The organism is Mesorhizobium sp. B2-5-4 (assembly GCF_006441095.1).
In the GTDB taxonomy this organism is placed as follows: Bacteria; Pseudomonadota; Alphaproteobacteria; order Rhizobiales; family Rhizobiaceae; genus Mesorhizobium; species Mesorhizobium salmacidum.
This window is the reverse complement of the sequence record NZ_VFUR01000001.1, coordinates 343,891-360,999: the sequence shown is the minus strand read 5'-3', so window position 1 is coordinate 360,999 and position 17,109 is coordinate 343,891. Positions and strand designations below refer to the sequence as shown.

Below are 17,109 nucleotides of genomic sequence, written 5' to 3'. Positions count from 1 at the left end.
AAAAGACGGGAAGCTCCAAGGCTTAACACAGAGAGGTAACACAATGAAAAAACTGCTTATTGCCCTGATGACGACGACAGCGGCTTTGTCGCTGGCGGCGTCCGCAGAGGCCGCTGACAAGTTGAAGGCCTGCTGGGTCTATACCGGCCCGATCGGCGATTTCGGCTATTCCTACCAGCACGACCAGGGCCGCCTCGAGGTCGAGAAAGCGCTCGGCGACAAGGTCGAAACCGCCTATCTGGAGAACGTCTCCGAAGGCCCCGACGCCGACCGGGCTTTCGAGCGTCTGGCGCGCGAAGGCTGCAAGATCATCTTCGGCACCTCGTTCGGTTTCATGGACGCCGAAGTGAAGGTCGCCAAGAAGTTTCCCAAGGTGATGTTCGAGCACGCCACCGGATACAAGACCGGGGACAATCTCGGCATCTACAATGCGCGCTTCTATGAAGGCCGCTACGTGCTCGGCCAGATCGCCGCAAAGGAATCGAAGTCCGGCGTCGCCGGCTACATCGTCTCCTTCCCGATCCCCGAAGTGGTGATGGGCATCAACTCCTTCATGCTCGGCGCGCAATCGATCAATCCGAACTTCAAGGCCAAGATCGTCTGGGTGAACTCGTGGTTCGATCCGGGCAAGGAAGCCGACGCCGCCAAGGCACTGTTCGACCAGGGCGCCGACATCATTGTCCAGCACACCGACTCGACCGCTGCCCTGCAGGTGGCCGAAGAGCGCAAGCTGCACGGCTTCGGCCAGTCGTCCGACATGATCAAGTTCGCGCCGAACGCGCAGCTGACCTCGCTGACCGACGAGTGGGGTCCTTATTACATCAGCCGCGTGCAGGCAGCCATCGACGGCAGCTGGAAGCCGGACAATGTCTGGCTCGGCATCAAGGACGGCGCGGTCAAGCTCGCGCCCTACACCAACATGCCCGACGACGTGAAGGCGATGGCCGAAGCGACCGAAAAGAAGATCGCCGGCGGCTGGAACCCCTTCACCGGGCCGATCGCCAAGCAGGACGGCTCGGCTTGGCTGAAGGACGGCGAGGTCGCCGACGACGGCACGCTGCTCGGCATGAATTTCTACGTCAAGGGCGTCGACGACAAGCTGCCGCAATAAGCAGCGGATCACCTCGGATACTGAGAGGGCGCCGCGAGGCGCCCTTTTCATTTGTCGGGAAAGCGAGGAAGGGTCAGACGGCCGAACCGTAGAGATCATAGGCGTCGGCGCGCTCGACCTTGACGGTGACGATATCACCGGCGCGCAACGGCCGGCGCGACTGGATGTGGACCGAGCCGTCGATCTCAGGCGCGTCATATTTGGTGCGGCCCTTTGCCGAGTTCCCATGCGCTTCGTCGATCAGCACCGGCAGCCGTTTGCCGACCTTCCTGGCCAGCTGCGTCGCTGAGATCTTCTGCTGGCGCTGCATGAAGCGATGCCAGCGCGCCTCCTTGATCTCCTGAGGCACCTGCTCGAGCCCAAGGTCGTTGGAACGGGCGCCCCTGACCGGCTCGTATTTGAAGCAGCCGGCGCGATCGATCTTCGCTTCATCCAGCCAATCGAGCAGCATCTCGAAATCGTCGTCAGTTTCGCCGGGGAAGCCGACGATGAAGGTCGAGCGGATGGCGATATCCGGGCACACGTCGCGCCAGCCGCGAATGCGCTCAAGCGTCTTTTCGCCATGGGCGGGCCGGCGCATGTTCTTCAGCACCTGCGGCGAGGCATGCTGGAAGGGGATATCCAGATAGGGAAGGATTTTTCCCTCGGCCATCAGCGGAATGACGTCGGCGACATGCGGATAAGGGTAGACATAGTGCATGCGCACCCAGATGCCGAGCTTGCCCAACTCCTCCGAGAGATCGAGGAATTTCGCCCGCACTTCGCGGTCGCCGAACATGGACGTCTGGTACTTGATGTCGATGCCGTAGGCGCTGGTATCCTGCGAGATGACGAGGAGTTCCTTGACGCCGGCCTTGGCCAATTTTTCGGCTTCGCGCAGCACATCGGCCGCAGGCCGCGAAACGAGGTCTCCGCGAAGTGCCGGGATGATGCAGAAGGTGCAACGGTTGTTGCAGCCTTCCGAAATCTTCAAATAGGCATAGTGGCGCGGCGTCAGCTTGACGCCCTGCGGCGGCAGGAGGTCGATGTAGGGATCGTGCGAGGGAGGGGCAGCCTCATGGACGGCGGCCATCACGCTCTCATAGGCCTGCGGCCCCGTGATCGCCAGCACGTTGGGGTGCTTCTCGCGGATCACGTCCGGCTCGGCGCCCAGACAGCCGGTGACGATGACCCTGCCGTTTTCCGAAAGCGCGGAGCCGATGGCGTTGAGCGACTCGTCGCGAGCGGAATCAAGGAAACCACAGGTATTGACGACAACGAGATCGGCGCCGTCATGCTTGCGGGCGATCTCGTAGCCCTCGGCCCGCAGACGCGTGATGATGCGCTCGGAATCCACGAGCGCCTTCGGGCATCCAAGGCTGACGAAACTGACGCGAGGGGCGGACATAGGCAAGTTTCCAATGGGGGCACGGGCCGAAACGGTGCCCCGGCCTCAAGTCGCTGTAAATGTCGGTCTGTGGCGCATGGCCGGAGCCAATACGCGCGGCGCAATAGCACGGGTTCAGCAATCAAGCAAACCTGTCGATGGGCTGGTCCACGCCATCAGGGTGGCTCAGTGGCCTCCTGATCCGAACCAGGGTGCTAAAAAAGCGAAATGATCGGGGAATTGCTGCACGGCCCCATCAAGCAGCATCTTGACCGCGACATAGAGGATGATGACCAGGCCGACATAGGCAATCCAGCGGTATTTGTGCAGCAGACGCGCGACGAACGACGCGGCAAAGCCCATCAACGCGATCGACAGCGCCAGTCCGACAATCAGCACAGTCGGATGGTTCATGGCCGCTCCCGCCACGGCAAGGACATTGTCGAGCGACATCGACACGTCGGCAATGACGATCTGCCAGGCGGCTTGCGAGAAGGTCTTGCTTGGCCCCTTGCCGCCGACGACGCCATCCTTGTCGAAGTCGCCGTTCGACAGCGCTTCGGTGGCGTCGCGCTCGTCGTCGTGGCTGACACGCAATTCGCGCCACATCTTCCAGCAAACCCACAGCAGAAGCAGGCCGCCACCGATAAGCAGCATGGGACCAATGGTCAGCAGCCATTGCGTGATCAAGGCGAAGAAAATGCGAAGAACGGTGGCAGCCGCGATGCCGACAAGAATGGCTCGCTTGCGTTGGCTGACCGGCAGGCCGGCCGCCGCAAGGCCGATGACAATGGCATTGTCACCCGCGAGGGCAAGATCGATAGCGATGACCTGAAGAAGAGCCGAAAAGCCCGCGGTGGTAAAAATTTCCATCGACCTGGAAGCCCTTCGTCGAGTGTTCGTCGTCGATCGTCGCAACGGGCCTAAAGGCATGGTCCGCTGGCGTCAAGTCGCAGCACCGGACAACGCTGGAAAACCATTTTCGTGGCGGTGGAACCACGCGAGATTCTCAACAGCCGCCGACTGCAGCCAGATGCCGGCGCGAGCCCGCGAGAACCTAATCGTAGAGATTGTACTTCGCCCAGTCGGCTTCCGGGATCTCATCCCCGATCCGATAGCGGAGCTGGAGAACGTCCATATGGTCCGGTCCCGTCTGGCATTTGAATTTCAGCCGGTACCATTGTCCCTTGCTGCGGAACGCCGCACCAGGGCTCCGGATCGCGTCGGCGCTCATCTCTGGCGTCGCGAAGGCGTATGCGACGACGCGGTCGGCCTTGAACTTGCGGTCGTCATGAGAGATGCGGTCGAGGATTTCGGCGTCGCAACGCTGTTCGAGGCGAGTTTGCGGATCGAGTTTCAGGAGGCCGGCGCGCAGGGCGCTGTCCATGGCGCTGGCCGGAAAAGCCAGGGCCAAGGACGCCACGGCCGTCATACATAGTGTCTTCATGGGCGGGACTAGCAGCATGTTTTGTCTGAAAAATCAACCAACAGGCCTGGCAGGTTCCCGTGTTCAGGCGGTCGGCGCGTTCAAAATCCCGTGTCGTGTTTCATCGTCGGACGACCGCGGCCAACGGATCAGCGAGGCGTGCGTAACGCCGTCCCCAAGACTTGGCCGGCGCCAACCTGTTGTCGGAGAAACACCTTGGTGTCCTGATCGAGATTCCGCCAATCGCAGTCGCACAATGCAGCTTCCATGGCATAGAGCGCGAGGATCGTCACATGCCGGCCAAATCGAAACTTCAGGCGACGATAGGCTTCGACCGAGCCGAGATTGCGCAAATCGTCGTCGGAGACAATGTCGATTTCCGCCAACATCCGCGCCGTCGCCGGGCCAAGGTTTCGCATGTCCTGGATGCGCACCATCACCATGCATCCCCTGGTTCGATCGGCAAATCCCGCTCAAAATGACCGACGGCATAGAGCACGTTCACGATCATCCTGGCGAACTGTCCGGGGCCTGCGGCCAACGGATCAGCGAGGCACGGCCAGCGTCCGTGAGATCGTAGACGCCGCGGTCGACGCGCGCGAACCAGCCATAGACATTATGCAGCAGGATCTTTGGCGCAAGCGGCGTCAGCGCCTTCAGGTCGCGTGGGCGCTTGGGCCCGTCCGCCAACGCCGCGGCGCAGGCGAGGGCGCTCTGCCGGTAGGCGGTCATGATCGGAGTGCGCGATCCTCCGCCGGCGACAGGATCGCCGCGGCGGCGCTGGTGCTCGTCGACAAGGCGAGAACGCCGTCGCGCATTCTTGCGCGGCGCCACGGCGATCGGACTGAGAAGCACTTCGACCCGATCATTGGCGGTTACGCCAATCAGGCCGAAGCCGAGCCGACGGCAAAGGTTGCGGAACCTGGCATCGCTTTCGCGCCCCTTGCCACGCGCCGACATGCGCGCCGCCAGCCACACTTCATCGCAAGCAGCCGCGCGGTCGACGCCCTGCAGAACCAACTCGAGATTGAACTGCAGTTTCAACTCGCAGATGACGACGATCGGGGGCTCTCCCTCGCGGAGCGCGACGATATCGCAGCCGCCAATTTCGCCTTTCACGACGAAGTCGAGGTTTTCGAGGAAACGCTTCACCGGCGCATAAAGTGAGGTCTCGTTCATGCCGCAAGGCTTAGCCGATTCGACGTGAAAAGCCTCGCAGGCGAAATGATGTCTCGCGTGCATGGCCCGGAGCTGGGACTCCGGAAGCGGTGCGGCAGGGCTCAAGGATGAATTTTTTTGAGGAAAGCCAGCAGCACGTGGTTGAACTGATCGGGACGCTGCAAGGGCGCGAAATGACTGACCTCGGGCAGCATGACCAATTCCGATCCCGGTATGCTGTGGGCCAGATAGATCGCGTGCTCGTCCTTGATAAACTCGTCGTGCTCGCTTTGGACGATCGCCACGGGCACGCCGATGTCTCCCAGTTCGGCGGCGCCGTAATTGGGTTCGCTCTTCATCATCAGGCCGACAGCTTTGACAAACGCATCGAATTGACCTGGCGTGGCCGACAGCTCGGCATAGTCCTTTTTGTGCCGGCTGAAACACCGCTCGATGACCGGACTGGCCTCGAACTCCTTCGTGCCGCTGGGATCCATATTGCAGCCGAAGAAGAACACACCCGCGATGCGATCGGCGGCCTTCATCCCAAGGATCAGGGCAACGCAGGCGCCATCGCTCCAACCCACTGCGATAGCCTTGTTCAATTGCAGGCGGTCCATCACCGCCAGGACATCCGAGGCCATCAGTTCGTATTTGTACGGCCGTTCGTCGCGGGTGCTGCGTCCATGGCCGCGGCTGTCGATGGTGACGACCTGATAGCCGTGCTTGACCAATGACGGGACCTGAAATCCCCAATTGCCGCTATGGCCAAGGCCGCCATGCAACAGGATCACGGGATAACCCGTCCCAAACGTCGCGTACCAGATCTTTGCGCCCTCGTGCTCCACCTGACCTTCGTCCGCCGCGGCCGGCAAAGGAGCGGCGCCATGCGCTTCGAATTTCGTGAGGTCGTCGTCGCGATAATCCATGCCGAAACCAGCCTCGTGGCAAATTGCGCAGGACTTACATTAATCGCCGGCACCCGCCGACACCAACCCACGAAGGAATTTCTGCTGCCATCAGGCGACACGACAAGTGGGGTTGTGTTGCCGCCCTGAACGCCGTTCGGCGCGAAGCAGCCAGCATCGGGCGGCAACAGCCGCGGTCAATATCTGCCGTCAGGTGTTGCTCTCCGGCATTGCCCGATTCGATCGTTTCCTGCGGCGCAGCAGTGGATAGCCAATCTGTCCGAAGTAGCTGGAGGGGACCGGATCATCGACGCCATACTTCTCAGGCACTTTGTTGCCAGTCGCATTGTAGGTGCCGAACACCACGTCGAGGAAGGGCAACTGTCCGGCGAAGTTCTTGTCATAGGCTTCGCGTTGGTTGGCATGGTGCCAGCGATGGAACTGCGGGCTGGCGATAAGCCACTTCAAGGGGCCGAACGGAATTCGCAAGTTCGAATGAACGAGCAGCGTGTGCCAGAAGTAGATGACGGAAAAGACCGCGATCGAAGCTTCGGAAAATCCGAGAAAAAAGATCGGAGTCAGCGAAATTGCCTTCGTGATTATGGAGTCGACGGGGTGAGAGTGGAATGCACCGAGCCAGTCCAGTTCCTCGATGCCGTGATGGACCGCATGGAACTTCCAAAGCGCGGGGATTTCGTGAAACGCACGGTGCGCCCAGTAGACACCTGTATCGGTAATCACGATGATTTCGGCGACCTGCAGCCAGATTGGCTGGCCGCCGATCGCGTGCGTTACCGATTGCGGAACCAGTATTGCAGCGGCTTCGAGCGTGTTCGCCGCGATCAGGACTACTACTGCCTTTATTACGAGGCCGTTGAACAGCATATAGATCAGGTCGACACCCAAGCCGTCGCGCAGGATCTTCTGCGGTCGCTCTGCAAACAGATGCTCGAACGGAATGAAGATCAGCGCGCAGATCAACAGCCCCTTGATGCCAAAGATATCCATTCGACCGCTATCGCCTTGCCTTGGCCAGCGCCACCCGCGCTTCAGTTTCCGACAGAACCACATTTCTCCTTTCGAAAGGCTTGATGCCGGCCGCCTGTGTCATGCTCACGGCTTGTCACGCACTCGCCGTGTGTCACATCCGCGTCGCAAGCTGGCGCTACTTGGTCGGCGCGCGCTTGTCGAACGCAGCGCAACGCGCGTCCTCCTAGGACTAACCCCTCCGGTCCCTGCCGGCGGGGTTTTTCATTTTCCAGAACCATATTGTCGGTCGCGAGTTGTCCTTGCTATTGTGGCATTGCGGTCAGCACAGGGACGCCCATCATGGATGCAAGCGAAATGAGTGCGATCGGCGACACCCTCATGAGGATCGTCACGCCCGACATGTCTCCCAAGCAGCTTGTCAAAGCTGCCCGGAAAGCGCACCCCAAGGCCTCCAAGAAGGACATTGCGAGAGCAGCCTTCTTCTCGATCATCGCGAACGCGGACCAGGACATCGGCAAGGCCAGGAACCTGCAGGCATTTGCCATCGCGGAGCGCACACAGCAATCAGACTGAGCAAGTCGGCGCCTTGGCGTTGGACTTACTATCGCTGCGCGATCACACTTCATCGCCGGGGATAAGCCGCCCGGCAAACCGACATGACGGTATCGCGCAGCCAACCATGCGCCGGGTCGGCATCCATGCGAGGATGCCACATCGCCGATATCTTGAACTCCGGAATGGGAAGCGGGAGCTCGAAGCTCTCGAGACCCGCCGTGACGGCATGGTCGCTTGTGCCGGCGTTGCCGAAACACGAGCGCGGCACGGTCGCGACCAGATCCGATTGGCGCACGATCCGCATTGCATCGGGGTAGCCGGGCACGACAACCACGACGGTGCGTCCAAGGCCAAGCTTCACCAAGGTTCCATCGATCGGCTCGACGACATTTCCTTCCCGTGATGCCACCACATGCTTGCAGGCGGCGTAGCGTTCGGGCGTCACACAGGCGCCCGTCAGAAGCGGGTGTCCGGCCCGGGCCACGCCGACATATTTGTCGTGGAACAGGAACTGGGTGCGTATCTCGGGCGCGGACGTTCCAAGCAAACCGATCTCCAGATCGATGAGACCTTCCCGAAGCGGACGCGCGTCCTTGTCGGGCTTGGGTGTGAAGCGCAGGCGAACACGGGGCGCCGCACGGGTGACCGCAATCACGACCGGGCCGGAAAGGAATTCCAGGAATGCTTCGCTGGCGCGAATGGTGAATGTCAATTCGAGCTTGGCCAGGTCCAGGCGCATGTTTTGCGGCCGTAGAACAGCTCGCACATCCCGGCTGAGCTCATGGACGCGATCGCGCAATTCCGTGGCGCGGGGCGTGGGCACAAGCCCGCGTCCGGCCCGGACGAGCAGCGGGTCGCCGGTGGCAGCGCGAAGTCGCGTGAGCGTCCGGCTCATCGCCGAGGTGCTCAAGCCGAGCCGGCGGGCCGCCCCCGTCACGCTGCCTTCGGCAAGCAAGACGTCCAGCGCCACGAGAAGGTTCAAGTCCACATTGTCCATGGCACAGCCTTATCGCAGCTGTTCTGGCAGACATAGCGCCGGATGCAATCATAGTTTGAATTTGGCGCGTCTGGCGCGTGGCTTCCGCTTGCCCATATCTGCGGTCACCCAGCAAACGAAAGAGATTGCCCAATGTCCGCAGACGTTCTGAACACCCCATCAGGTACAGCCCTTCTTATCGGCGCATCGCGCGGCCTCGGCCACGCAATGGCGGCCGAGTTCCTCAGGAAAGGCTGGCACGTCGTTGGCACGATCCGGGAAAGCGGCGGCCGGACCAAGCTGCACGATCTCGCGGATGAGTTCGACGGCCGGCTCGAAATCGAGACGGTCGACATCTGCGAGCCCGATCAGGTCGCGGCCTTGCGCGACCGGCTGTCGGGCAGGGCATTCGACATAGTGTTCGTCAATGCCGGCGTGACAAACAACCCGGCTGAAACGATCGCTGATGTGACGACCGACGAGTTCGTTCGCGTGATGGTCACAAATGCACTCAGCCCGATGCGTGTCCTTGAGGGTCTGGAGCCATTTGTCCCGGCGACCGGTCTGATCGGCGTGATGTCGTCCGGGCAGGGCAGCATTTCCAACAACGAAACAGGTCAACGTGAGGTCTACCGCGGCAGCAAGGCGGCGCTGAACATGCTCATGCGAAGCTTCGCGGCCCGCCATGCCGCAACATCGCGTGCCATGGTGCTGATGGCGCCTGGATGGGTCCGTACTGAGTTGGGCGGACCAGATGCACGGCTGAGCATCGAGGAAAGCGTGCCCAGCCTTGTGAACGTCCTGATTGCCATGCGGGGAACCTCGGGGTTGACCTATGTCGACTATCTCGGCCGCACCGTCCCCTGGTGATATGGCCCGCCAAGCGGAACGTCGCAAACGTCACCGGCACCGCACGATGGTTCTGGAGAAAGAGGGAAAGGATCGAGCGTCGGCGCTCAATCCTTAAGCGTCGGTCCTGTGCGGAAAGTGCAGGCGTCTGAAAGCCTACATGTTGCTGGCGGCGTGATGCTGCGGCGGAGCCGGTCTGTTCTTGGCGGGCCGGGGTTTGATGTGAACCGGCCGATCGGCGAGTGTTTTCACTATCGGCGGCATCACGCGCTGCTTGGCAGCTACGCGCTCGCGTTTCACCATCTTGGCGACAAAGCTCCGCACTTCAAACATAAAGGGCTCCTCCCAGATGCCCTCCCGCGAGTCCATCGTACGCCTGCTGAAGGCCAACCGCATCTAGATTCGGCATGGTTAACCCGCCTCCCTGCCTTTGCTGCTGCTCCTGGCCCTCACCGCAGCGCTGGCCGTCGTCGGCGCCCCGCTGCTGCACTGAAAGGAACCACGATCCCCCCACATCAAAACTGCATATTTGCAAGTTTAGCTCGGCTGCTCAGGTGCCCGGGCTGTGGCGGAAAAGTCACGCAACCCGAATAATGCGGTGCTTCAACTGGTGCGCGCTTATTATGCAACCAGGCGAGGCGTATCGTCATCGAGGGTAAAAGGGGGCCACCCTTGACCGCACGCGTTCATTTCCTCCCATGAACTAGCGCCCGCTACGCAAAACGTGGCGGGCGTTTTCTTGATTCAGGGCGTCAAGGAGCGGCGGGTTCGGCTTCCACATTGTCAGCTCGACAGCCGTCAAGAGGCAGTGCTTCAAGCCACCGCCGACAAATTTATAGCGCTCCACAAGGGTGATCCCGTGAAGGCGCTAAAGGAAATGACCGTGCTCAATGGGCATCTGCAACAGCGGCTCGATACGTTGTCCGAATCGCGGAAGCGCCAATGACAAGGCCTAAAGACTTTCCGCCACTTTGGTTTGGTGCATCTGATGTGCAGCAAGCAGCGCATAAGCTGATGCACCTCATGTCGGGAGAAATCCTCCGGCTGGATATAACGTCTTCGACGTATCAGGTTATTTTGGCGACCTATGAAATGCTGATCGAAGGGCTACAACCATTGCAGCCTATTTTCCGCCCCTGAAATCCTGCAATGCCTTTGCCGGCTGGGGGAATTCGGACCCAGAACCGAACCGATCTGGTTGGTAGGTTGGTTAGTTGGTCACTAACCAAAAATCGCCAAACCCTATGGTTTCCGGGCTTTTCAGGGCGTGACTTGGCGGAGGGAGTGGGATTCGAACCCACGGTGAACTTGCGCCCACGCCGGTTTTCAAGACCGGTGCCTTAAACCGCTCGGCCATCCCTCCAAGTAGTTACAAACGCTGCGCTTTTTAGATTCTGCGTCCGGTCGAGAAATGCCGGCTGCTACGCACTTTGCAACTATTTGCGTTTTCGATCGCTGCTTATAGCCGCCTGCAACGCGACGTCAACTTGCTCCGCTACGTCGGCCTGCATTCCCGGCATCCATGGGAATAAACGTCCAGCGTGATTCCGATGTTCGAATACCCCAGGCGCTCACAGCACGCGCCGCCAAACAGAGACCAACATTGGAACCAATCCACTGTGGTCTGTTGTCTCCGCAGCGTGGAGATGTCCCCTCAACTCCTAGCGAAAGTCCGCTGCCCGAGGCAACGGGCTTTCTTGTTTTTGGAACCCGAGCCTCCCGTCCTTGTTTCTGGAGAGAACTAAAGGAGGCGCATATGGAACCGAAGTCATCACGCGACGTGCCAGGTCCAAAGCCCCGCAAGGACAAAGACAGAGACACCCGAGAGGCTGTCGTCAAAACGCCCGAGAAGACGAACAATTGGGACCATGACGCCGTGCATGGAGATGGCGATACGATAGACATGCGGCCTGAGCTGGGCGTGGAGTCGAAATAGCCGACCCCGCCGCTCATCGTTGACCTATGCTGGCCTCGAACAGCCCGCTACCGTTCCTCACGCCGTGAAACCACTTCTCACGTGTTAAGATAGCTTGGATTTCCAACGCTCCGGCAATGTCCCTTGATTCATCCCTGGGGACGCCCGGCGGGCTTTTTTGCATCTGGTGGCGGGACGGCGGCCGACGCAGCTCGCTCTATTTGCAACAACTGCAGTAACAGTTGATTCAACCATTGCTGGTATCTTCAGGCTAGTATGGTGGCGGCTCCGACAGTGCGGCGGGGGCTGTGTTGCCGGAGCCGCCTGCGCAGTCCGGATGGGACTAGACCGCGCTGTCTCAGAATAGGACAGCGCGGTCAACGATCCGTTAATTTTTGCGATCTCGCAGGCCAGGCGGGCATCAGCCGTTATCCCTCAGCTTCTCGACCGTGGCGACGATTGATACCGCCAGCGCTTAGGCTTTATCCAGAGGGCTTGGTTGCTAGTTAGGATCGCCTGACCTCGATCCTCCGTGGGATCCGCCGCCGGCGTTGTCAGAGTGGCCTCGCTCGATCAGGAACTGAGTATGGACCTGACCGGGAGGGCCGGCTTGAGGATGACCGGGAGGGCCGGCGTGGGGGTGGTTCTTGTCTCCCCCTCCGTTGCCGGGGCGTGATCCGCCTGATTTGGCAATCGCCTTGGAATTCAAGCTGGTGCCGAGCAGGAGAGTTACAGCCGGCGGCGTAACCGCGGCGAAACGCCCCGCCTTCTTAAGAAAGTCCCGGCGCGCTTGAGATTCCGATACAAGGCCCTGGTCGAGTTTCGAGCCGTTTGTGTTCTGGGTCGACATGTATAAAGCCTCCAATTCAACACTATCGTACCATTCGCGGCATCGGCCGCCAGCAAGCTAATGGGCTTAGATAGGTGTATGAAAGAAGTAGAATTCTTAGAAGAGGATTCCGCCCGCGCCGGTCCCGCCGGTGCCATGCATGAAGAAGGTGGGTTTTTTCTACTTTTTAGCCATAGCTAACGGAACCAAAACGTTCAAAATCTATTGAATTGGCAGTTGCGTAAGCGTTGCGTTGTTGAGTTCTGGATTGAGCCTATCATTCGGTAAGCCGTCGTTGCCCGCCCTCGGGAGAAGCCTCCCGAGGGCGGCGACTGAACAGCCCTTCCTGATGAGAACTACCAAATGCATACGCAGAAACGCGACGCTCCGCGCTCGCGGGCGCGATCACCGTTGTTCTGGCCTTGGAGCGGCTTTCCGACGCCGGCAACTTGCCGACGAAGCGGAGATCAACCGCCTGATCGCTTCCTGCAAGCAGGCGCCGCAAAGGCATACCTCTCCCTAGCCAACGACAGGACGAGCAGTGTCACAATCTTGCCCGGTTCCGGCCACAATCGGTTAATACCGTGATAAACAATTCCTGCCACAAAGGATCGGGGGTTCCGAGGCGTCGTTGGCATTGTCGAGTGAGTGCTTGGCTCCTCTGATGGTCGGATACGACGTCTTTGGTTTAGACTTTAGGGGACAATTAAGAATGCAGGCTGTGACGCACCCGCGTCTTCGTCGCGTTGCCACGGTTGCGTTGCTTGCAGCGTCTGCTGTATTGCTTGCCGCTTGCGCATCGCAGCCTGAGCCGAAAGGCATGGTCTACAAGAAGACCCGCTCCAAGGAATATTTCGCCGAGACCGAATATGGCGTGAAGGCCAGTCCGCGCGCTGCCTTCATGCGGCGCGGCGGCGGCCGCGACCAGCTCGGCAAGCCCTATCAGGTGCGCGGCAAGTGGTATTATCCCAAAGAAGACAAGAAGTACGCCAAGGTGGGTCTGGCCTCGTGGTATGGCGACGCCTTCCATGGCCGGCTGACCGCCAACGGCGAAGTCTACGACACGGCGCATCTGACGGCGGCGCATCCGACCATGCCGCTGCCCAGCTATGCCCGCGTCACCAACCTCGAAACCGGCAGTTCGGTGATCGTGCGCGTCAATGACCGCGGCCCATACCATGAGGGCCGCATCATCGACGTCTCTGAGCGAGCCGCGCAGATGCTGGACTACGACAAGGTCGGCACCGCGAAGGTGAAGGTCGAATATGTCGGCCGCGCGCCGCTCGACGGCAATGACGACCAGTACCTGATGGCCTCTTACCATCCAGGCAACCGCATACCGGATCCGTCGGATGGCCTGCCGACCGGCGTCATGGTGGCCATGAACGGACCTTCGCCGAGCCTTCCGGTCGGCGCGGCCGCAGTGCCGTTTCCAGGTCAGCTGACCGATACCGCAACCCCGGTGCAGGGGCAGATGTCCGCGCAGTCGGCGGCCTTCGGCGATCTGGCGCTGCCCGATTTCGGACCGATCGTGCCGGAACGGCCGGAGATCAGCCTGCCGCCGCAATCGCCGTTCGCCATGGCCTCGCTGTCCTATGCGAATGAACGCGTCCATCACGCAGATGTCTTTGCCGCTCTGGATGACAGCGGCATGTCGCCCGCCGATATCCTGCGGTCGTGGAAAAAGAACGGCCGCCAAGCGGCACCGTCCAGCCCAGATTATGTCGCCGCCGGCACGTTCGACGATGCTACCGAAGCCAAACGCGTGGCCTCGGCACTAAAGCCCTTCGGCAGAATAGAAATCCAGCGCTCCGATCTCGACGGCAATGACTGGTATGCCGTCAACCTCTATCCGGACGGCCATGGCGGCCTGGACGAGTTGCTGAAGGCGGCATGGTCCCACGGTGCGCCCGATGCGCTGGTCGTGCGCGACTGATCCAACAGCCGGCTTTCCGCCCGGCTGTTGATCCCTCAGCGAAAAAGCCTGATAGTTTCGGCACGCCGGAGGGGCCGGCCAACGGGTCGAATTTCATGCAGTTTCGCTTGCTACAGCCTTTTGCCGGGTTCTTTCTCCTCGGCCTCCTGCTCACGCTTTCGCCGGCCCAAGCGCAGCTTTTCGAGACCAAGGCCGCACAAGCCTTCATGATCGATGCCGACACCGGCACGGTGCTGTTTTCGAAAGATGCCGACAAACCCATTCCGCCGGCCTCGATGGCCAAGCTGATGACGATGGAGGTGGTTTTCAACGCCCTCAGGTCCGGGCGCCTCAAACTCGACGATACGTTCGTGGTCAGCGAGAACGCCTGGCGCAAAGGCGGCGCGCCGTCGGGAACCTCTACGATGTTCGCCAAGCTCAAATCGGCGATCCGGATCGAGGACCTGATCCAGGGAGTGACCGTGCAGGCCGCGAATGACGGCTGCATCGTTATCGCCGAAGGCATGGCCGGATCCGAGGACAATTTTGCCGCAGAGATGACCGAACGCGCGCGCCAGATCGGCCTCAAGACATCGACGTTCGTCAATTCGACCGGCCTGCCGGCCGATGGCCAGGAGACAAGCGTGCGCGAGCTGGCGCAGCTCGCCCTGCATCTGTGGCGCGAATACCCGGATTTCTATCGCTACTATGGCCTGAAGGATTTCACCTGGAACAAGATCTCGCAGAGGAACCGCAACCCGTTGCTGGCGATGGACATTGGCGCTGACGGCCTGGCTGTCGGTGCAAGCGAGACATCCGGCTTCGGCATCGTCGCTTCGGTCAGCCACGGCGGCACGCGGGTGATCGCGGCAATGAGCGGGCTGGCCAGTGACAAGGAGCGTGCCGAAGAAGCGCGCAAACTGCTCGATTGGGGCGTTCGTTCGTTCGCGAAGACCGAGATCTTCGCCAAGGACGAGGTGGTCGGGGAGGCCCAGGTCTTTGGCGGTGCGAAATCCGGCGTGACGCTGAAGGCAAAAGGTCCGATCGACATTTTCCTGCCGATCACCAACCGCGACAAGCTGACGGCCAGGATCATCTACTTCGGCCCGGTCGCCGCACCGGTGGAGGAGGGGCAACCGGTGGGCGCACTGCGGGTTTGGATCGGCGACACGCTGAGCCAGGAGACACCGTTGTTCGCCGCCGAGTCGATCGGCGTCGGCACGTTGCCGCAACGCGCGCTCGACGCCGTCAAGGAACTGGCGGTCGGCTGGCTTCGATAGTACCGACGGCATGGACGTTTTCCCTGTCGCGGACTATCTAGAGCGCAACAACCCACTCGAACACGAACAAGGGCCTTTCGGTTGGCGCGCGGATTTTTCATCACCTTCGAAGGCGGCGAAGGCGCAGGCAAGTCGACACAGATCGAGCGGCTGGCCACAAAGATGCGCGCAAAGAAGTATGATGTCCTGCGCACGCGTGAACCGGGCGGCTCGCCGGGCGCCGAAGCGGTCCGGCATGTGCTGCTTTCGGGTGCCGCCGAACCGTTCGGGCCGAAGATGGAAGCGCTGCTCTTCGCTGCCGCGCGTTCCGACCATGTCGAGCAGGTCATCCGGCCGGCGGTCGAGCGCGGCTCCATCGTGCTTTGTGACCGCTTCCTGGATTCCTCGCGTGTCTATCAGGGCGTTACAGGCGGGATCGATCCGGCATTCATGGCCATGCTGGAACAGGTCGCCATCAACGGCATGATGCCCGACATGACGCTGATCTTCGATATCGACCCGGCCGAGGGCTTGAAGCGGGCGACGTTGCGGCGTGGCAGCGATGCCGTCGCCGACCGCTTCGAAAAGGAGACGCTGACTATCCACCAGGCCCGCCGCGAAGCGTTCCTGGCGATCGCGGCGGCAGAGCCGGAACGCTGCATCGTCGTCGATGCCTCCGCCGATCCGGACATGGTGGAGGATGTCGTCACGGCGACCGTGTTCGCGGCACTGGAGGCAAGGGCGCCCGAGCGCAACAGGCAGGTCGCACCGGTATGATCTTCGAACGCATCGCGCCGGAACAGCATGACACGCTGGACGGTGTGCCGGAACCTTCCGAAACGCCACGTCTGGTCGGGCACGGGCAGGCCGCCACCATGCTTGCCGCCGCCTATCGCGCGGGAAAGCTGCCGCACGCGCTGATCTTCGCTGGACCGGTCGGCATCGGCAAGGCGACGCTCGCCTTCCATCTTGCCCACCACCTTTTGAAGCATCCGGCCTTCGAGCAGGCGCCCGGCAACCTTGCGGTCCCCGATCCGGCCTCGCCGCTGTTTCGCCAAATCGCCACCGGTGCGCATCCGGGGGTGCTGCATCTTACCCGCCCCTTGAACGACAAGACCAAGAGCTTCAAAACCGTCGTCACCGTCGACGAAATCCGCAAGGTCAGCCGCTTTCTGTCGCTGACTTCGCATGACGGCAGCTACCGGGTGGTGATCGTCGACCCGGCCGACGACATGAATGCCAATGCGGCCAATGCCCTGCTGAAGAATCTCGAGGAGCCACCGGCACGGACCCTGTTCATTCTCATCGTCCATGCGCCGGGCAGTCTGCTGCCGACGATCCGTTCGCGCTGCCAGGTGGTGCGGCTGACACCGCTCGACGCCAACGAACTGATGGCGGTGCTGAAGACAGCGGAGCCGCCACCACCGGACGATCCGGTCGCGAGGGCCGCACTGGTCGAGCGGGCAGGGGGGAGCGCCCGCAGCGCAATCCTGTTGACGCAGTATGGCGGGCTGGAGATCGCGCAGACGCTCGATGGCCTGGTGGCGAAGGGAAAAAGCGATATTGCCGGTGCCTACCGCCTGGCCGAGGCCCTCGCGGGCAAAGACCAGGCGATCCAGTTCGACATCTTCAACCGCCAGGCGTTGGACCTTCTGTCGGACGCGGCAAGCCAGGCGGCGCGGGCTGGCGATCTCAAGCGGGCCAAAACGCTCTCCGATACTTGGCACGAGGCCTTGGACGCTATATCTGAAACGGACACCTACAATCTCGACAAGAAGCAGCACGCCCTGACCATGATCGACCGCCTGAATTCTGCAATGCGAATGTGACGGCCTTTTTGGTGCATGCCGTT

17 protein-coding genes and 1 tRNA gene are annotated in these 17,109 nt (G+C 61.2%); 8 read left to right on the top strand and 10 right to left on the bottom strand.

Annotation, left to right across the window (positions count from 1 at the left end; translation table 11 throughout):
- Nucleotides 1-43: 43 nt before the first annotated feature.
- Nucleotides 44-1,111, top strand: coding sequence for a BMP family ABC transporter substrate-binding protein (locus tag FJ492_RS01845; protein WP_027142704.1), 1,068 nt, complete (start codon nucleotides 44-46; stop codon nucleotides 1,109-1,111).
- A 73-nt stretch (nucleotides 1,112-1,184) separates the two neighbouring features.
- Here the strand turns inward: FJ492_RS01845 and rimO are convergent, their stop codons facing one another.
- The 7 genes from rimO to FJ492_RS01810 form a co-directional block, all read right to left on the bottom strand.
- On the bottom strand, nucleotides 1,185-2,498 hold the full coding sequence (gene rimO / locus FJ492_RS01840; RefSeq protein WP_140711580.1) for a 30S ribosomal protein S12 methylthiotransferase RimO: 1,314 nt from the start codon (nucleotides 2,496-2,498) through the stop codon (nucleotides 1,185-1,187).
- A 165-nt stretch (nucleotides 2,499-2,663) separates the two neighbouring features.
- On the bottom strand, nucleotides 2,664-3,350 hold the full coding sequence (locus tag FJ492_RS01835; RefSeq protein ID WP_140505329.1) for a TerC family protein: 687 nt from the start codon (nucleotides 3,348-3,350) through the stop codon (nucleotides 2,664-2,666).
- Between the two features lie 184 nt (nucleotides 3,351-3,534).
- Entirely contained in the window at nucleotides 3,535-3,942 is a 408-nt protein-coding gene (locus FJ492_RS01830; protein ID WP_032935075.1) for a DUF930 domain-containing protein, read from the bottom strand.
- Between the two features lie 110 nt (nucleotides 3,943-4,052).
- Complete coding sequence (locus FJ492_RS01825) at nucleotides 4,053-4,340, bottom strand: TfoX/Sxy family protein (protein WP_181166012.1); 288 nt, start codon at nucleotides 4,338-4,340, stop codon at nucleotides 4,053-4,055.
- Nucleotides 4,341-4,410: 70 nt separating this feature from the next.
- Nucleotides 4,411-5,082: a DUF2161 family putative PD-(D/E)XK-type phosphodiesterase gene (locus tag FJ492_RS01820; RefSeq protein ID WP_140711578.1), complete on the bottom strand. Its 672-nt coding sequence runs from the start codon at nucleotides 5,080-5,082 to the stop codon at nucleotides 4,411-4,413.
- Between the two features lie 101 nt (nucleotides 5,083-5,183).
- Nucleotides 5,184-5,990 carry an alpha/beta hydrolase gene (locus FJ492_RS01815; RefSeq protein ID WP_140768193.1) on the bottom strand — a complete coding sequence of 269 codons (807 nt, stop codon included), beginning with the start codon at nucleotides 5,988-5,990 and terminating at the stop codon, nucleotides 5,184-5,186.
- Between the two features lie 189 nt (nucleotides 5,991-6,179).
- The gene (locus tag FJ492_RS01810) at nucleotides 6,180-6,977 is read right to left on the bottom strand and encodes a sterol desaturase family protein (RefSeq protein WP_140750365.1); all 798 of its coding nucleotides are present in this window, start codon (nucleotides 6,975-6,977) and stop codon (nucleotides 6,180-6,182) included.
- A gap of 321 nt (nucleotides 6,978-7,298) precedes the next feature.
- Between FJ492_RS01810 and FJ492_RS01805 the strand changes: the two genes are divergently transcribed.
- Nucleotides 7,299-7,532: a hypothetical protein gene (locus tag FJ492_RS01805; RefSeq protein WP_135880345.1), complete on the top strand. Its 234-nt coding sequence runs from the start codon at nucleotides 7,299-7,301 to the stop codon at nucleotides 7,530-7,532.
- 49 nt (nucleotides 7,533-7,581) lie between these two features.
- Here the strand turns inward: FJ492_RS01805 and FJ492_RS01800 are convergent, their stop codons facing one another.
- Nucleotides 7,582-8,511 carry a LysR family transcriptional regulator gene (locus tag FJ492_RS01800; protein ID WP_140768191.1) on the bottom strand — a complete coding sequence of 310 codons (930 nt, stop codon included), beginning with the start codon at nucleotides 8,509-8,511 and terminating at the stop codon, nucleotides 7,582-7,584.
- A 132-nt stretch (nucleotides 8,512-8,643) separates the two neighbouring features.
- Between FJ492_RS01800 and FJ492_RS01795 the strand changes: the two genes are divergently transcribed.
- A complete protein-coding gene (locus FJ492_RS01795) occupies nucleotides 8,644-9,360 on the top strand; it encodes an SDR family oxidoreductase (RefSeq protein ID WP_140711573.1) in 717 nt (238 codons plus the stop codon).
- A gap of 135 nt (nucleotides 9,361-9,495) precedes the next feature.
- Here the strand turns inward: FJ492_RS01795 and FJ492_RS01790 are convergent, their stop codons facing one another.
- Complete coding sequence (locus FJ492_RS01790) at nucleotides 9,496-9,708, bottom strand: hypothetical protein (protein ID WP_140711572.1); 213 nt, start codon at nucleotides 9,706-9,708, stop codon at nucleotides 9,496-9,498.
- A gap of 573 nt (nucleotides 9,709-10,281) precedes the next feature.
- On the opposite strand from FJ492_RS01790, the gene FJ492_RS01780 reads away from it, so the two are divergent.
- Nucleotides 10,282-10,479: a hypothetical protein gene (locus tag FJ492_RS01780; RefSeq protein ID WP_140768189.1), complete on the top strand. Its 198-nt coding sequence runs from the start codon at nucleotides 10,282-10,284 to the stop codon at nucleotides 10,477-10,479.
- A 133-nt stretch (nucleotides 10,480-10,612) separates the two neighbouring features.
- Here FJ492_RS01780 and FJ492_RS01775 read toward each other — a convergent pair.
- Nucleotides 10,613-10,702 (bottom strand) — tRNA-Ser (locus FJ492_RS01775).
- Between the two features lie 2,093 nt (nucleotides 10,703-12,795).
- Here FJ492_RS01775 and FJ492_RS01755 point away from each other — a divergent pair.
- The 4 genes from FJ492_RS01755 (at nucleotide 12,796) to FJ492_RS01740 (ending at nucleotide 17,086) form a co-directional block, all read left to right on the top strand.
- On the top strand, nucleotides 12,796-14,019 hold the full coding sequence (locus FJ492_RS01755; protein WP_140768187.1) for a septal ring lytic transglycosylase RlpA family protein: 1,224 nt from the start codon (nucleotides 12,796-12,798) through the stop codon (nucleotides 14,017-14,019).
- A 95-nt stretch (nucleotides 14,020-14,114) separates the two neighbouring features.
- Entirely contained in the window at nucleotides 14,115-15,278 is a 1,164-nt protein-coding gene (locus FJ492_RS01750) for a D-alanyl-D-alanine carboxypeptidase family protein (protein WP_140768185.1), read from the top strand.
- An 81-nt stretch (nucleotides 15,279-15,359) separates the two neighbouring features.
- Nucleotides 15,360-16,034, top strand: a complete 675-nt coding sequence (tmk, locus tag FJ492_RS01745) for a dTMP kinase (protein ID WP_140768183.1) — start codon at nucleotides 15,360-15,362, stop codon at nucleotides 16,032-16,034.
- Nucleotides 16,031-17,086 (top strand): DNA polymerase III subunit delta', encoded by a 1,056-nt coding sequence (locus tag FJ492_RS01740; RefSeq protein ID WP_140768181.1) that lies wholly within the window; start codon nucleotides 16,031-16,033, stop codon nucleotides 17,084-17,086. The genes tmk and FJ492_RS01740 overlap by 4 nt, the downstream gene beginning before the upstream one ends.
- Nucleotides 17,087-17,109: the final 23 nt, after the last annotated feature.

Coding starts and splice junctions, on each gene's coding strand:
- FJ492_RS01845 (WP_027142704.1), top strand. CDS start 44: ATGAAAAAACTGCTTATTGCCCTGATGACGACGACAGCGGCTTTGTCG.
- rimO (WP_140711580.1), bottom strand. CDS start 2,498: ATGTCCGCCCCTCGCGTCAGTTTCGTCAGCCTTGGATGCCCGAAGGCG.
- FJ492_RS01835 (WP_140505329.1), bottom strand. CDS start 3,350: ATGGAAATTTTTACCACCGCGGGCTTTTCGGCTCTTCTTCAGGTCATC.
- FJ492_RS01830 (WP_032935075.1), bottom strand. CDS start 3,942: ATGCTGCTAGTCCCGCCCATGAAGACACTATGTATGACGGCCGTGGCG.
- FJ492_RS01825 (WP_181166012.1), bottom strand. CDS start 4,340: ATGGTGCGCATCCAGGACATGCGAAACCTTGGCCCGGCGACGGCGCGG.
- FJ492_RS01820 (WP_140711578.1), bottom strand. CDS start 5,082: ATGAACGAGACCTCACTTTATGCGCCGGTGAAGCGTTTCCTCGAAAAC.
- FJ492_RS01815 (WP_140768193.1), bottom strand. CDS start 5,990: ATGGATTATCGCGACGACGACCTCACGAAATTCGAAGCGCATGGCGCC.
- FJ492_RS01810 (WP_140750365.1), bottom strand. CDS start 6,977: ATGGATATCTTTGGCATCAAGGGGCTGTTGATCTGCGCGCTGATCTTC.
- FJ492_RS01805 (WP_135880345.1), top strand. CDS start 7,299: ATGGATGCAAGCGAAATGAGTGCGATCGGCGACACCCTCATGAGGATC.
- FJ492_RS01800 (WP_140768191.1), bottom strand. CDS start 8,511: ATGGACAATGTGGACTTGAACCTTCTCGTGGCGCTGGACGTCTTGCTT.
- FJ492_RS01795 (WP_140711573.1), top strand. CDS start 8,644: ATGTCCGCAGACGTTCTGAACACCCCATCAGGTACAGCCCTTCTTATC.
- FJ492_RS01790 (WP_140711572.1), bottom strand. CDS start 9,708: ATGGACTCGCGGGAGGGCATCTGGGAGGAGCCCTTTATGTTTGAAGTG.
- FJ492_RS01780 (WP_140768189.1), top strand. CDS start 10,282: ATGACAAGGCCTAAAGACTTTCCGCCACTTTGGTTTGGTGCATCTGAT.
- FJ492_RS01755 (WP_140768187.1), top strand. CDS start 12,796: ATGCAGGCTGTGACGCACCCGCGTCTTCGTCGCGTTGCCACGGTTGCG.
- FJ492_RS01750 (WP_140768185.1), top strand. CDS start 14,115: ATGCAGTTTCGCTTGCTACAGCCTTTTGCCGGGTTCTTTCTCCTCGGC.
- FJ492_RS01740 (WP_140768181.1), top strand. CDS start 16,031: ATGATCTTCGAACGCATCGCGCCGGAACAGCATGACACGCTGGACGGT.